This window comes from Lacticaseibacillus suihuaensis, assembly GCF_054785075.1.
Window position 1 is genome coordinate 156,575 of sequence record NZ_BAAGBJ010000003.1, and the last position, 13,995, is coordinate 170,569.

General features: G+C 59.8%; 13 protein-coding genes and 2 tRNA genes. 6 read left to right on the plus strand and 9 right to left on the minus strand.

What is annotated here, in order from left to right:
- Nucleotides 1-76 precede the first annotated feature (76 nt).
- From thiD to ACYVRZ_RS04385, 3 genes are all read right to left on the minus strand, one after another.
- Nucleotides 77-898, minus strand: a complete 822-nt coding sequence (gene thiD, locus ACYVRZ_RS04375) for a bifunctional hydroxymethylpyrimidine kinase/phosphomethylpyrimidine kinase (RefSeq protein ID WP_461225151.1) — start codon at nt 896-898, stop codon at nt 77-79.
- A 189-nt stretch (nt 899-1,087) separates the two neighbouring features.
- Complete coding sequence (locus ACYVRZ_RS04380) at nt 1,088-2,137, minus strand: hypothetical protein (protein WP_461225153.1); 1,050 nt, start codon at nt 2,135-2,137, stop codon at nt 1,088-1,090.
- Nucleotides 2,130-2,966 (minus strand): SbcC family exonuclease, encoded by an 837-nt coding sequence (locus tag ACYVRZ_RS04385; protein ID WP_461225155.1) that lies wholly within the window; start codon nt 2,964-2,966, stop codon nt 2,130-2,132. The genes ACYVRZ_RS04380 and ACYVRZ_RS04385 overlap by 8 nt, the downstream gene beginning before the upstream one ends.
- Before the next feature lie 219 nt (nt 2,967-3,185).
- Between ACYVRZ_RS04385 and ACYVRZ_RS04390 the strand changes: the two genes are divergently transcribed.
- Nucleotides 3,186-4,343 (plus strand): MDR family MFS transporter, encoded by a 1,158-nt coding sequence (locus tag ACYVRZ_RS04390; protein WP_461225156.1) that lies wholly within the window; start codon nt 3,186-3,188, stop codon nt 4,341-4,343.
- Between the two features lie 325 nt (nt 4,344-4,668).
- Here ACYVRZ_RS04390 and ACYVRZ_RS04395 read toward each other — a convergent pair.
- From ACYVRZ_RS04395 to ACYVRZ_RS04405, 3 genes are all read right to left on the minus strand, one after another.
- Nucleotides 4,669-4,741 (minus strand) — tRNA-Ala (locus ACYVRZ_RS04395).
- Nucleotides 4,742-4,770: 29 nt separating this feature from the next.
- Nucleotides 4,771-4,843 (minus strand) — tRNA-Ala (locus tag ACYVRZ_RS04400).
- A gap of 117 nt (nt 4,844-4,960) precedes the next feature.
- A complete protein-coding gene (locus ACYVRZ_RS04405) occupies nt 4,961-5,131 on the minus strand; it encodes a hypothetical protein (protein ID WP_262316512.1) in 171 nt (56 codons plus the stop codon).
- A gap of 253 nt (nt 5,132-5,384) precedes the next feature.
- On the opposite strand from ACYVRZ_RS04405, the gene nrdD reads away from it, so the two are divergent.
- The gene (gene nrdD, locus ACYVRZ_RS04410; RefSeq protein WP_461225158.1) at nt 5,385-7,571 is read left to right on the plus strand and encodes an anaerobic ribonucleoside-triphosphate reductase; all 2,187 of its coding nucleotides are present in this window, start codon (nt 5,385-5,387) and stop codon (nt 7,569-7,571) included.
- Between the two features lie 87 nt (nt 7,572-7,658).
- Nucleotides 7,659-8,021: a hypothetical protein gene (locus tag ACYVRZ_RS04415; RefSeq protein WP_461225160.1), complete on the plus strand. Its 363-nt coding sequence runs from the start codon at nt 7,659-7,661 to the stop codon at nt 8,019-8,021.
- 61 nt (nt 8,022-8,082) lie between these two features.
- Here the strand turns inward: ACYVRZ_RS04415 and ACYVRZ_RS04420 are convergent, their stop codons facing one another.
- From ACYVRZ_RS04420 to ACYVRZ_RS04430, 3 genes are all read right to left on the minus strand, one after another.
- Nucleotides 8,083-8,829: an amino acid ABC transporter ATP-binding protein gene (locus ACYVRZ_RS04420; protein ID WP_461225161.1), complete on the minus strand. Its 747-nt coding sequence runs from the start codon at nt 8,827-8,829 to the stop codon at nt 8,083-8,085.
- Nucleotides 8,830-8,838: 9 nt separating this feature from the next.
- On the minus strand, nt 8,839-9,546 hold the full coding sequence (locus ACYVRZ_RS04425) for an amino acid ABC transporter permease (protein WP_461225163.1): 708 nt from the start codon (nt 9,544-9,546) through the stop codon (nt 8,839-8,841).
- A 129-nt stretch (nt 9,547-9,675) separates the two neighbouring features.
- On the minus strand, nt 9,676-10,461 hold the full coding sequence (locus tag ACYVRZ_RS04430; RefSeq protein WP_461225165.1) for a transporter substrate-binding domain-containing protein: 786 nt from the start codon (nt 10,459-10,461) through the stop codon (nt 9,676-9,678).
- A 173-nt stretch (nt 10,462-10,634) separates the two neighbouring features.
- Between ACYVRZ_RS04430 and ACYVRZ_RS04435 the strand changes: the two genes are divergently transcribed.
- From ACYVRZ_RS04435 to ACYVRZ_RS04445, 3 genes are all read left to right on the plus strand, one after another.
- Nucleotides 10,635-10,982 carry a hypothetical protein gene (locus ACYVRZ_RS04435; RefSeq protein WP_461225167.1) on the plus strand — a complete coding sequence of 116 codons (348 nt, stop codon included), beginning with the start codon at nt 10,635-10,637 and terminating at the stop codon, nt 10,980-10,982.
- A gap of 206 nt (nt 10,983-11,188) precedes the next feature.
- Nucleotides 11,189-12,316 (plus strand): CdaR family transcriptional regulator, encoded by a 1,128-nt coding sequence (locus ACYVRZ_RS04440; RefSeq protein WP_461225169.1) that lies wholly within the window; start codon nt 11,189-11,191, stop codon nt 12,314-12,316.
- 124 nt (nt 12,317-12,440) lie between these two features.
- Nucleotides 12,441-13,781 carry an enolase C-terminal domain-like protein gene (locus ACYVRZ_RS04445; protein WP_461225171.1) on the plus strand — a complete coding sequence of 447 codons (1,341 nt, stop codon included), beginning with the start codon at nt 12,441-12,443 and terminating at the stop codon, nt 13,779-13,781.
- Nucleotides 13,782-13,995: the final 214 nt, after the last annotated feature.

The following is a 13,995-nucleotide window of genomic DNA, read 5'->3' on the forward strand; positions in this document are numbered from 1 at the left end:
GCTACGCCGCGTCACTCGGGCCAAGGTCGGGCCCAAGCGCCCCGGCTAGGCTAACCGTCCCGCTAAATGCGCGGCGCTACGCCCTGGGATTGACCAGCGGATTGGCCCAGTGGTTGATTGGGCCGAACTGGTGGCCGACGGCGATTTCGTTTTGGATCGCGGTGTCGACGAAGCGCTTGGCGATGCGGATCGCGTCCTCAACGCTGTTGCCCTTGCCAAGCTCCGCGGTGATGACCGCCGACAGCGAATCGCCGGTGCCGTTCTTGCGGTCGGTGGCGAAGTAGGGGCCGGTCAGCCAAAAGGCGCGGCCGCTTTCAAGCAGCACGTAATCGCGAACCTCGGTCTGCTGGTCGCTGTCGTGGCGCCCCTTGAGCACCACGTTCTTGGCCCCCATCGCGCGAATGGCCTGGGCGGCGTCGACAATCTGCTCAGGGGTGTCCAGCGTCATGCCGGTCAGGTGTTCCGCCTCGTAGAAGTTCGGGGTGATCACCGTCGCCAGCGGGATCAGCTCCTTTTTGAGCGTCTCGAAGGCGTCGCTTTCCATCAGCAGGTTGCCGTGCTTGGTCGAGATCACCGGGTCGAGCACCAGCGGTCCGAAGTCGTACTTCGTCAGGTTCCGCGCGACGTCCGAGATCATCGCGGCGTTGGCCAGCATACCGGTTTTGCAGGCGCGAATCTTGAGATCGGCCGCCAAGGCGTCGAATTGGTGATCGATGAAGGTGTTGGTCATCAAGGCGGCATCGTGAATGCCGTAGGAGTTGCCGGCGACCGCGGCGGTCAGAATCAGGGTGCCGTAAGTGCCGCGCATGAAGAAGCTGTGCAGGTCGGCCTGGGCGCCGGCCGAGCCGTCGCTGTCAACCCCCGCGATAGTCAGGACTTGTGGAAATTCATTGGCCATGTTGTATCCCCCTTTGTGTTGCGACCATCGTAACGTTTTTTCACGCAAAAAACAATCATTTACAGAAAAGCTCGGTTGAATCTTCGTCACACCAGGGTGAATCAGCGGCAGGGGTGTCGCGAACGTATGGAAACACGCCGCACCGTCAATCAAAAACGCCGCCCCCTGCAAGGAGGCGGCGTGATCCGCTCAGTTGAACGCGCGGCGCGACGGCAGAATTGCCTTGAGCCACTCGCCGATGAACGGGTAGGTGTGGTTGAGCTCGATCAGCTGGCGCGTCGGCTCCGGGTACTGCAGGGTCAAGGCGTCGGAGTCCGGGTCGACCTGGATGCTCAGTTGCGCGTGGTTCGGCAGATCAAGGCTGTAGTTGCCCGGCTGCCCTTGCCGCATCAAAATCGCGTTGGCGCTGGCAATGACGAACAGCTCGTCCAAGGCAGGGGAGTTCTCGCCGGTGCGAACCTGCGCCACCAGCTTGAGGTTTTGCCCCTCAAGCTCCTCTGGCAGGTCGGCACCGGTCCAGGCGAAGGCCTGGGCGTCTTGGTTGGCCGCGCCGGCGTCGGCCCAGTCGTGCTTGTGATCGTCCAACACGCTGAAGGCGGTGACCGACGCGTTGGTCAAAGGCACCGTCAGCGTGGCGGTGTGGTTGGCGACCGTCTTGGTCACATTGAGGGTTCGCACGTTGGTGTAGCGCGTCTTGAAGCTCAGGCCGGCGACCGGCTGCAGCACGGTTTCGTCGATGGTGGTGAAGGCAAAGTCGGCGGTGTACAGGCACTTGATCAAGGCGATCAGCGCGGTGACCTCGGCGTCTGTGTAATCGAGCGTCGGGTCTTCGGCCGTGACCTGCAAAAGCGTCGGCAGGTTCTTGGCCTTGAGCTTGGCGTCTTGGGTGAAGGGCCCATCGATGGCGAGCAGCTCTTGGTTGCTGTCGGGACCCGCGAGGTACAGCGTGATTGTGCTGTGATCGGCATCGCCGACCGTCGCGTCGAACCACAGCCGGGCGGCGAAGGTCTTGTCGAGGTGTGAATCGGCCCGAAGCGCGGCCAGCAGCTTCTCGGCCAACAGCGTGGTGTAGCTGCGGGTCACCGCCTCCATCGCCGGCAGGTTGGCCTGCCACAGCGAATCGTTACGCATGGCGTGAATCCGCGCCTTGTAGGCCTTGGTCACGGCCTGCCGCGCCGCCTTGGCGTCCATGGTGGTGGTGACGAGTTTTTGAAGCGATTGGTCTTCCAAGTTAAGCATCTGGCTGCTCCTCCTTCAGTTCCAGTGCCCGCATGAAGTCTGCCTGCAGGTTGGTCAAAATGTTCTCGAACTGCTCGACCGAGCTGTAGGTGGCCATGACCGCCTGGTACTCATAGCGGGTGATGGCCGCGGCGACCTGCAGCTCGCGCTTGTGGGCGTCGAAGGCTTGGTCGGCCTCGGCCTTGGCCGCGTCGAAGCGCAGGCGCAGCTTATCGGCGTTGCCGGTGGCGGGGCTGCGGCGCTGCGGGGTGCTGGTCGAAGGGGCCTCATCGGGATCGATGAAGTTCTTCAGCAGGCCGCGGAAGCCGCTGTTACCGCTACGGGTCGGCTCGGCGACGCTTTCGGCCGTGGCGGCTTCGAGCTGGTTGTGCAGCGTGTCGACCTCTTGGTAAGTGGCGCGGCGCATGTCTTCGAGCTGGTGGTCCAAGAAGTGGTCGGGATCTGCGGCGAAGGCGTGAAGCTGTGGCAAAATGGCCTGCTCTTCGGCGGTCGCCTGGGTGATGGTCCGAGCAATCACGTCGATGTGGCCGAACTGGCGACGGTGGTACCAGTCGCCAAAGAAGACGGCCCCGTCATCAGCGACGACGAAAAACGGCACGTGCTGGCGCAAAAAGGCAATCAGGTCGCGCTGCAAAAAATCGTGCAGCTCGTCTTGGGCGGCTTTGTCGTAGGCCAGAATGTAGCCGGGGGTTTCGGACAACGCCAGGCGCAGGTTGTCCGCGGTGGCGTCGATGCCCTTGTACAGGCGGTACGTCGACTTGGCGTCCCACGCCTCTGCGAACGCGCCGAAGAATTTTTGCTGGTAGTTCAGGCTTGATTGAATTGTCATGGATTGACCTCTCAGTAGTGGTTAATGATAATACCTTCAGTTTACCCCAACGCCGCGCTTTGCGACACCGTGAACCCGGCGGAAAAACTGAAAATTTACCTAACTCTAATAAGCGTTCGGTGAAAACCGGCCGCCGCTCGATGAGAAAGTGCCCATTTTCACGCACATGGGCGGAGCCGTCCGCTAGAATGGAAAAAGACTTTGTTTCGGGAGGACGCAATGGGACGCAAAACACTGACACTCAAATGGCTGTTTCTGGGCTCTTTGATCACCAACACTGGGATCAGCTTCATCTGGCCTTTGACCACCATCTACATGCACGAGTACCTCGGCGAGACCTTGACGGTGTCCGGCATCGTCTTGTTCTTCAACTCCGTGGCGATGATGCTGGGCAATTACGTCGGCGGTCGGCTCTTCGACGGCTGGAAGCCGTACCACACGATTCTGTCGGGCATCGCGCTGGACGTCATCGCGTCCGGGTGCCTGATCGTCTGGCACGGCTGGCCGGCCTACCCGCTGTTTTTGATCGTCATGGGCTTTGGCAACGGGGTGGTCGGCACGGCGGTCAACTCCTACGCGACTTTGGCCACCAGCCACCGGGCCAGCTACGTCTTCAACGTGCTGTACTTCATGTCTAACCTCGGGCTGGTGATTGGGACCCTGATTGTCGGCTACGTGCTGCCGCTGGGCATCCAGTACATCTTCGCCTTGGCCTTTGCACTGTTCAGCCTGTTTTTCGTCGTCGCCTTGCTGCACTTCAACGTCGCGCGACCGCACCACGCCGGTAAGGCCGCAGCCGCTGGGGCCCGACGCGCGACGCCGTACCAGCTGCCGATTGTGCTGCTGTTGATTACGCTGTTTTTGACCTGGGTCGCCTACGAACAGTGGCAAAGCAACATCTCGACCTTCATGCTCAGCCTGGGGATGACCGTGCGGGATTACAGCTTCCTGTGGACCTTCAACGCCGTGTTGATTGTCCTGGGGCAGCCGATCCTGACGCATTTTGACGACTGGCTGACCCGCCACCTGCGGCTGCGCCTGGGCGTCGGCTTTACGCTGTTTGGCACCGCCTTTTTGATTCTGATTGCGGCGCGGCAGTACTGGGTCTTCATGCTGGCGATGGGGGTCTTGACCCTCGGCGAGATTCTGGCGCTGCCCAGCGTCTCGACGTACGTGGACATGCACACTGAGCTCGCCGAGAAGGGGCGCTTCCAGGGCTACGTGCAGATGTTCGCGTCGGCCGGCCGCGCGGTGGGACCGCTGGTCGGGGCCCTCTTGATCGAGTCCTTGTCCTACCACATCCTGTTTGCCATGCTGGCCGTCATCTTGTTCATCGCCATCGCGATCTTCAGCTGGCGAGCCAAACTTGTGAAATAAATAACTGATGAACTTCATAATATTTCTGTTCAAAATTCACAATTTCTTCACAATTAGGCGTTATGATGTACCCATCAAGATGAGTTGCCCGCTCGCTTGATACCCATATCAACTTTTTCATTTTTACTCCTCCAAAGTAGAAATCGCCATGGCAATGCCCGTTGCCAGGCAACCCCTTACTCCTCAGGCCGCTATGCCCGTAGCGGTCTTTTTGTTTGCCCTTTTCCGGTTCCGCGGTGCGAATTAGTTCACGCGTGAAACCTTATGTTGGCCGAGACACAAAAAAACACCGCGAACGCGTCGTGGTGTCACTTGGGACAAGGAATGGAGACTAACGGGTTCGAACCGTCGACCTCTTGCATGCCATGCAAGCGCTCTCCCAGCTGAGCTAAGCCCCCAAAAGTTGTTGCCTATATGGTGGTGCAAATGGATCCGAAGAGATTCGAACTCTCGACCTCTGCCATGCGAAGGCAGCGCTCTCCCAGCTGAGCTACGGACCCAAAACACAAATATAATCTTACCATATTCCCGTAACCTGTAAAGCCTTTTTTTACTCGCCCGGGGACACGAAAGGCCAGCCCGGGTACGTGGCCGGGCTGGCCTCATTGCGTCTCGCCTTATTTCTTTAGGTAGGTCTGGTAAACCCAGTACAGGCCAAAGACGATTGCGGCGAACAGCACGAGCTTGATCAGTAAGCTGATCAGGCCGGTGATGAAGGGTAGCAGGATGGCGGCGATGACGATGATTGCGATGATGATGCCGAGTTGTTTGAGCTGTTGTGTGTTCATATTGAACCTCCTTGCAGGGTGGTGGCCCTTTTAACCTCATTGTAGCAGGTCGGCCGCGGTCGGCAAATCCGCCGTTGGGCTGAGAAACACCCGCGAGCCGGGCGCTTGCGCGTGAAACACCGATCCGATCGGACCCACCAGATATAGAAAAAAACAAGTCACAGACAAAAAGATACGCAATATCTTGGGGGTGTGCTAGACTGTACTTACGGCCGAAAAATCATTCGGCCGTGTTCAATGAGGGGGAGACAACATGATCGACATCAAGGTTCACATCAACGTCAAGAAGCGTGACGGCCGCAAAGTTGCGTTCGACCAGGCCAAGATTACACGGGCAATCGAGAAGGCGGCCAAGGCCGTCGACGGTGAGCTGTCACCGACCGACTACGCGCAGATCGAGGCGATTGCCGACGACGCCGTAGCGACGATTACCGAGCGCTTCGACAAGGACGTCCGCATTCCGGAGGTTCAAAGCATCGTCGAAGAAGCGCTGCTCAACGCCCACCAGTACGATTGGGGCAAGGCCTACACCGACTACCGGGTGCAGCGTGACATCGAACGCGCCAAGAAGGCGGATGTGAACTACAACGTCGAGAAGCTGTTGAACCGCGACTCCACCGTTGTTCACGAGAACGCGAACAAGGACTCGCGGGTGTTCTCCACCCAGCGCGACCTGACCGCCGGCGCCGTGGCTAAGGCTATCGGGCTCAAAATGCTCCCGCCGGCCGTGGCCAACGCGAACCTGCGCGGCGACATTCACTGGCACGACCTGGACTACACCCCTTACATGGCCGAGACCAACTGCTGCTTGATCGACTTCAAGGAGATGCTGACGCACGGTTTTTGCATCGGCAACGCCGAGGTTGAGCCGGCCCACTCCATTCAAGTCGCGGTCACCCAGATGACCCAGATTATCGCCAACGTCGCCAGCTCCCAGTACGGCGGCTGCTCCAGCGACCGGACCGACGAAGTGCTGGCGCCGTTCGCCCAGAAGAACTACGAAAAGCACCTGGAAGAGGCCAAGGAGCTGACCCAAGACGCCGACACCGCCGACGCCTACGCCAAGCGTCGCACCCGCAAGGACATCTACGACGCGCTGCAGACGCTGGAGTACCAGGTCAACACGCTGTACTCCACGCAAGGGCAGACCCCGTTTGTGACCGTCGGCTTCGGCCTTGGTACCAGCTGGATTGAGCGCGAGATTCAGCAAGACATTCTGAAGATTCGCATCAAGGGTCTGGGCAAGGAACGTCGCACCGCGATTTTCCCAAAGCTCGTCTTCACGTTGCGCCGCGGCCTGAACCTGGCGCCGACCGACCCGAACTACGACATCAAGCAGCTGGCCATTGAGTGTGCGACCAAGCGGATGTACCCGGATGTTTTGTCGTACGACAAAATCATCGACCTGACCGGCAGCTTCAAGGCGCCGATGGGCTGCCGCAGCTTCCTGCAGGGCTGGAAGGATCCGGAAACCGGCAAGGAGGACAACGCCGGCCGCATGAACTTGGGTGTGATCACGCTGAACCTGCCGCGCATCGCCATGGAATCCAAGGGCGACAAGAAGAAGTTCTGGGACATCCTAGAGCAGCGCCTGGCCATCTGCAAGCAGGGGCTGGTCTACAAGGTTGAACGCACCAAGGAGGCGACGCCGGAATCCGCGCCAATCCTCTACAAGTACGGGGCGTTCGGCAAGCGCCTGGCCGACGATCAGAAGGTCGACGAGCTGTTCAAGAACGGCCGCGCGACCGTCAGCCTGGGCTACATCGGCCTGTACGAAGTCGGCACCGTCTTTTACGGCCACGCCTGGGAGACCAACCCGGAGGCCAAGCAGTTCAGCCTGGACGTCGTCAAGGACCTGTACGACCACTGTGTCGCCTGGGAAAAGGAGTACGGTTACCACTTCTCCGTCTACTCCACGCCTTCCGAGTCCTTAACCGACACCTTCGCCCGGCTGGACAAGAAGCGCTTCGGCGTCGTCAAGGACATCACCGACAAGGATTACTACACCAACTCCTTCCACTACGACGTTCGCAAGGCGCCGACGCCGTTCGAGAAGCTGGACTTCGAAAAGGATTACCCGCAGTACTGCTCCGGCGGCTTCATCCACTACTGTGAGTACCCGAACCTGAAGCAAAACCCGAAGGCCCTCGAGGCCGTCTGGGATTACGCCTACGACCGCATCGGGTACCTCGGCACCAACACGCCGATCGACCAGTGCTTCGCCTGCGGCTTCAAGGGTGAGTTCAAGGCCACGGAGAAGGGCTACGAATGCCCCGAATGCGGCAACCACGACCCGGCGCAGTGCGACGTGGTCAAGCGGCTGTGCGGATACCTCGGCAACCCGAACAAGCGGCCGATGGTTCACGGTCGCCAGGAGGAAATCATTCACCGCAAGAAGCACCTGGTGCTGGGCAACGACGACCTGGCCGGCCAGGCCTAGGCAGCCAAAATAAATACGACCCGAGACGGGTCGTATTTATTTTGGCCTGGTGCTAGACTGAGGGGGCAATGCGGGAGGAGCGGTCAAATGGCGATTGTGAAGTGGTTCTTGACGGTTTTAGGGCTAGCCGCCTACTGGTTCTTTCTGATGGTGCTGACCTCAAGCTATAACCTGGGTCCCTGGGCGCCGTCGCTAATCTGGGTGGTGACCGTCGGCGCTTGGGTGTTCGAGTGGTGGTTGGGACGGCGGCGTCGCCAAGCCATCGCCTACCTGTGGCAGCTGGCCGCCCGGCTGAATCTCGACGATGCGGCGCTGGCACGGGTGCTGGGCTGCGGTCGGCTGGACGTCGTCGCCGCTCGAAGCGACAAGCGGGTTGCGACACTCGCACCGCGGCGGGTCCGGCAGGCGATTGCGACGCTCGAGTTGCAGCTGGGAGGCAAGCCGCTGTGAGCGGACACCCAAAGAGAACCGGTTCCGCGTTGGCGGGCCGGTTCTCTTTTGGCATCGGGCGTTATTGTTCCGCCTGGAAGGTGCCGGCCGCCAGGAACTTGGCGATGCGGTCGGTCGGGTGGTTGAAGAACTGGTCAGGGTCGCCGTCGTAGGCAATCTCACCGTCCTCCACGAAGACGATTTTGTCGGCGACGCCTTGAGCGAAGGCCATGTTGTGGGTGACGATGATTAGCGAATTCTTGGCCGCCGCGAGCTGCTGAATCACCTTGAGCACCTCGACTTCAAGCTCTGGGTCAAGCGCCGAGGTCGGTTCGTCGAACAGCATGTACTGCGGCTGCATCGCAATCATTCGGGCAATCGCCACGCGCTGCTGCTGCCCCCCCGACAGCTGGGCGGGAAAGGCCTGGGCTTTGTCGGCCAGGCCGACCTGGGCCAGCAGTCGCTCGGCGGTCGCCGTGGCCGCCGCCTTGGTCTGCCCCAGCACATGCACCGGTGCCTCGATGATGTTGGCCAACACGCTGAGGTGGGGGAACAGGTTGTAGCTTTGGAACACGATGCCGAGCTTGCGTCGGGCGGCCAGAACGTCCTGGCGGGTCACCGGTTTGCTCAGGTCCAAGTCTTGGTCACCGAAGCGGTAGCGTCCGGAATCGGCGGTTTCCAGAAAATCTAGGTGCCGCAACAGCGTGGTTTTGCCCGAGCCGCTGGGGCCGACGATGACGGTGGTCTGATGCTCCGGGAAGGCGACGCTGACGTTTTTCAGGCCGTGGCCCTGGCCGAAGTCCTTGTTGAGATTCTCAATGGTAAGCATGGCGTCCTCCTAGAATTGCTGACCGACCTGGACGTAGCGGCTGGTGCGACGCTCAAGCCAACTCTGAAGTCCCGACAGCAGCGTGGTCAAGGCCAGGTACAGCACCGCGACCAGCGAGTAAGAGACCAGCGGATTGTAGTACAGCGCGGCGAACTGCTGGCTGACCTGAAACATCTCGATGATGGTGATGCCCGAGGCCAGGCTGGTGTCTTTGATCAAGCTGATGAAGCTGTTGGACAGCGGCGGCAGCGCGATGCGCGTCGCCTGTGGCAGGATGATGCGACGCAGCATCAAAGGCTTTTTCATGCCCAGCGCGTAGGCTGCCTCCCACTGCGCCTGGGGAATCGAGGCGATGGCCGCGCGGATGGTCTCCGAAGCGTAGGCCCCGGTGTTCAGCGAGAAGGTCAGGATGCCGGCGGTCCAGGCGTTGAGCTCGATTAAGGCGTGGCCGTTGACCTTCAGGTAGGGCAGACCGAAGAACACGATGAATAGCTGGACTAGAAGCGGGGTGCCGCGGAAAATCCAGACGTAGAACCAGGCCAGCCCCTTCAGCAGGCGCATGCCCCAGTTCTTGGCGGTCGAAATTCGCACCAAGGCGACCAAGACGGCCAGAATCAGGCCGAGGGCAAAGGACACCAGGGTGATTGGAATCGTGTATTTGAGCATCGCCGCCAAAAGAGACGGCAGCGACTTGATGACAATGTGCCAAGCAGACATGAGGCACCTCCAATGTTTAGTGTACCCAATTCACGCGCAACCGCAGATGGGGTTACGCGCGGCGGTGAGGCGACCGTCGCGGTGTCGCCGGAAGGTCCGGCGTATGTAGCCGGCCGAAGCCGGTGGGGATTATTCGGTGATGTCACCGCCGAAGTACTTGGTGGCGAGCTTCTTTAACGTGCCATTGGCCCGCAACTTCTCAATGGCCTGGGTGACCTTCTTTTGAAGCGGCTTCTCGTCCTTGCGCAGGAGGCCTCGCGCCGGTACCGGGGTGATCGCGTCACCGACGGACAGCAGCTTGATGTCTGCGTTGGGCTTTTGCTTCAGGTAGGCGGCGAAGGACGCGGCATCGTTGACGGTGCCGTCGACCCTGCCCTGCTCGATCAGCGTGACGGACTGAGCGAAGCCGTCGACCGGCACGATGACGCCACCGAGCTTCTTGACGTTGGCGGCGTTGTTGGACGTCACGCTTTGTGCCATTTTCTTGCCTTTGATGTCTTGAATCGAGGTGATGGTCTTGTTGTCCTTCTTGACGGCCAGCTGCGACTTGCCGGAGGTGTAGGCGCTGGTGAAAATGTACTTTTGCGCCCGTTCCGGGGTCTTGGCCACGTTGTTCAAAATCAGGTCGTACTTGTTGACGTCCAGCCCCGCAATCAGCGAGTCCCACTTGGTTTCGACGAACTTGGGCTTGAGCTTGAGCTGCTTGGCAATCTGCTGGCCAAGCTCCACCTCAAAGCCTTTGAGCTTGCCGTCTTCGTGGTAGCTGTACGGTTGGTAGGTGCCTTCCAGGCCGATGGTCAGGGTGTTGGGCGTGACCAGCTTGAGGTCGGACTTGCTGGTGCTGGTCTTGCTGCTGCAGGCGGCCAGGCCCACGGCAAGCGCAGCGGTGAGTAATGTGAGTGCGAATTTCTTCATGTCAATCGTCTCCCTTGCGTGAAAAAGCGTCCATTAAATTATACCCGACTTACTTTTTGTTCGCGAGCTTTTTAACGCGATTCTCATTGGAAGTTATTTGCCCTTTTCATCACCACCGACAACCATTAGAATTATAGTTATACCGAATGCTTCAAAAAATCGGAGGTTATAACTTGGAAATTGATAACAACCACCTGATGACGCGCTACTACGACCTGCAGGCCAAGAACGGCAAGGTCTTCAAGGCCGTCGAAGCCTACGTCAACACGCAGGTCGAGGCGACCTACGAACAGCTGAAGACGCACTTTGTCGACACCATCACGATCGACCTGGAGCAGGCGATGGCCATCGCCAAGGAAGCAGGGTTTGACATCGACCCGGCAGAGGCCGAAATCGCCGTGAAGAACTTTATCCTCAAGGACCTAGATTCCATCGGCCTGTGGATCCTGCCGGCCGCCCAGTGCGACCCGAATACGATTGTCGCGCATCTGAACTTCTTCAACCGCTCGCGCTACTACTAAGCGGTTGGTCTGGCGAACATGCCCGCTTCGGCGGCACGACGCCACAACAGCACGCCGCGCGAAACGAAAGGGCGCCTACCGTTGAGGGGGCGCCTTTTTGGTGTGGCGCCGGTTAAATAAAAAATTCACAAAGCGCTTTCAATTGGTACCGTTTTCGGTAATAATGGAGCCAGATTGTTCCACCGAACATTTTGGAGGAAACCAACATGGAACTTGACCCAAAAATTGCCGAGGAAATCGTCACCAGCCTCAAGAGCATTATCAACTACGAAATCAACCTGTTCGACACGCACGGCGAGATTGTGGCCTCCACCGATAAGAAGCGCATCGGCACCAGCCACCAGGCGGCGCTGATTGCGGCCCGAGAGAACCGCAGCGTCAACGTCGATGCGACCCACCCGTTCCCAGGATCCAAAACCGGGACCAACATGCCGATCGTCTTCGACGACCTGGTGGTGGCCGTGATCGGGATCACCGGGGAGCTGCAGGCGGTGCTGCCGTTCGGGAACGTCATTCGGCGCATGACCGAGGTGCTACTGCGGGAGAACTGGGAGCAGACTTACCGCTTCAACCGCCAGAAAAACTACCAGGAGTTCTTCGAGCTCTTCTTGTCGCGCCATCCCGACCTATCCTACGTTCATTACCTGGCGGCGGTTTTGAACGTCGATCTAGGCATTCAACGCCGGGCCGTCGTCGGGCGCTTCGACCTCAGCGGCCCAAGCCCGGTGCGGCCCGACGAGCTGGACCACGTGCTGACGATGCGCCTGGCCGTCACGCCCAACACCGTTTATGCGCTGACCAACCAGGAGCTGCGGCTGCTGGTGGCCGACAGCGAGTGCCCGGACCTGGCGTTGCTTTTGCATCAGATTGGCACCGATCTCGCCGGCTGCGGTCGGCCGATCCAAAGCTTCGGCATCGGTGACACCGCGGTTGAAGGCGGCCTGTCCGATAGCGTCCAGCAGGCGATGCTGGCGGCCAAGTGGGGTCAGTTCGAACGGGTGCCGGTCCAGCACTTCTGCGACCTCGACACGGCCCTGGTCTACACCGCGATTTCGGATGATGAGGCGCAGCAGGTGGTCAACAAGGTGCTGGGTAAGCTGACCGCTGGTGAGCTCATCAAGTATCACGAGGTATTCAACGAGTATACTGCGACGAATGGTAGTCTTGAGAAGGGGGCGGCCCGGTTGTTTATGCACAAGAATACATTTCAGAATCGACTGAACCAGCTGGGTAACAAGACCGGCTACAATCCACGCAACTTGCGTGACTTTGCCGCCTTGCAAATGGCGTTCACACTACTGGATTACCAAGCCTTCCTCACGCACAAGGCGTAATGGTCGCCAGACCACCTTCACACGGCTTTGAGGGGACTGCACATGTTCCAGAAACCCTTTCCTCTGCCTTGTGAAATTACGTACAATGAGTGACGAAACTAACGGAACACAAGTGGAGGCAATCATGGGACCAAAAGTCACTGAAATGCAGGTTTATCCGATCGCGGGGTTCGACAGCATGCTGCTGTCTTTGTCCGGGGCACATGCGCCGTACTTCACGCGCAACATCGTCGTGCTCAAGGATTCGCTGGGCCACGTCGGCATCGGCGAGATTCATGGCGGGGAGTACACCTGTCACCAGCTGGAAGGCTACATTCCCGGCGTGGTGGGGCAGGAGGTCACGCACTACCGCGATATCTTGCGGCAGCTGCGCCAGGGCAATCGCCAGGCGGCCGACGACAACGGCGAGGGCATTCAGTCGCTGGATATCGATCAGCTCAAGTACGTGGTGCAATCCGAAACCGCGGTGGAATGCGCCTTGCTTGACCTGCTGGGGCAGTACCTCGACCTGCCGCTGGCCGCGCTTTTGGGAGACGGCCAACAGCGCGACCGAGTTGAGTTTTTGGGCTACATGTTTTACGTCCAAGACGCGGCCCGGACCGGGTTGCCCTACGTGACCGGCGACCCGACCGGAGACGACTGGGAACGGGTGCGGCGGCTGCCGGCGATGACGCCGGAGGCCGTGGTGGAAAAGGCCAAGGCCGCCTACGCGCGTTACGGCTTCAAGAACTTCAAGCTCAAGGGCGGGGTGCTGGCGCCAGAGGTTGAAATGGCGACGGTCCAGGCGCTGCACGAGGCCTTCCCCAAGGCCCACATCAACCTCGATCCCAATGGCTCCTGGCCGCTGGCCACGGCGATTCGCCTGACCAACCAGTACCGCGACGCGATCACCTACATGGAGGATCCTTGCGGGGCCGAGCGCGGGTTCTCCGGCCGCGAGACCATGGCGGCCTTCCGCCAGGCCACCGGGTGCCCAGTGGCCACGAACATGATTGCCACCAACTGGCCGCAGTTCCATCACGCGGTGGTGCAACACGCCGTCGACATCGTACTGGCCGATCCGCACTTCTGGGGCCTCGCCGGCTCGATTCGCATGGCCCAGGTGCTGAACGACTGGGGTCTGACCTGGGGCTCCCACTCCAACAACCACTTTGACATCACGCTGATGACCTACGCCCAGGTCGCGGCGGCCGCACCGGGCCACATCACCCCGGTCGATACCCACTTCATCTGGCAGGATGGCCAGCAGCTGTGTGACGACATGCCAAGCATTCAAAATGGTGAAATTGTGCTGCCGAACCGGCCGGGCCTTGGCATCACGCTGAACATGGCTAAACTGCAGGCGGCTCACGCGCGGTACCTGGCGCTGCCGGCTAACATGCGCGACCGCCACGACGAGGTCGCGATGCAGCCGATCATTCCGGGCTGGCAGTTCGATCCCAAGCGGCCGGTGATGTGCCACTAACTGAACTTTGATAGCAGGACGCCTGGCCGTTGGCCGGGCGTTTTTGCTTGCCTCACACAATCAGGCCTGGCGAACACGAAATCGGCCAAAATTAATGGTGAACTTGGTCTGCGTAACATGGGCAATGTGAATGTTCTCACGTATACTCTTTTCTTGTAAGCGGTTGACGGCCATTCGCACCATGGTGGCCGTGGCCGCCGGTAATTGTGATTAA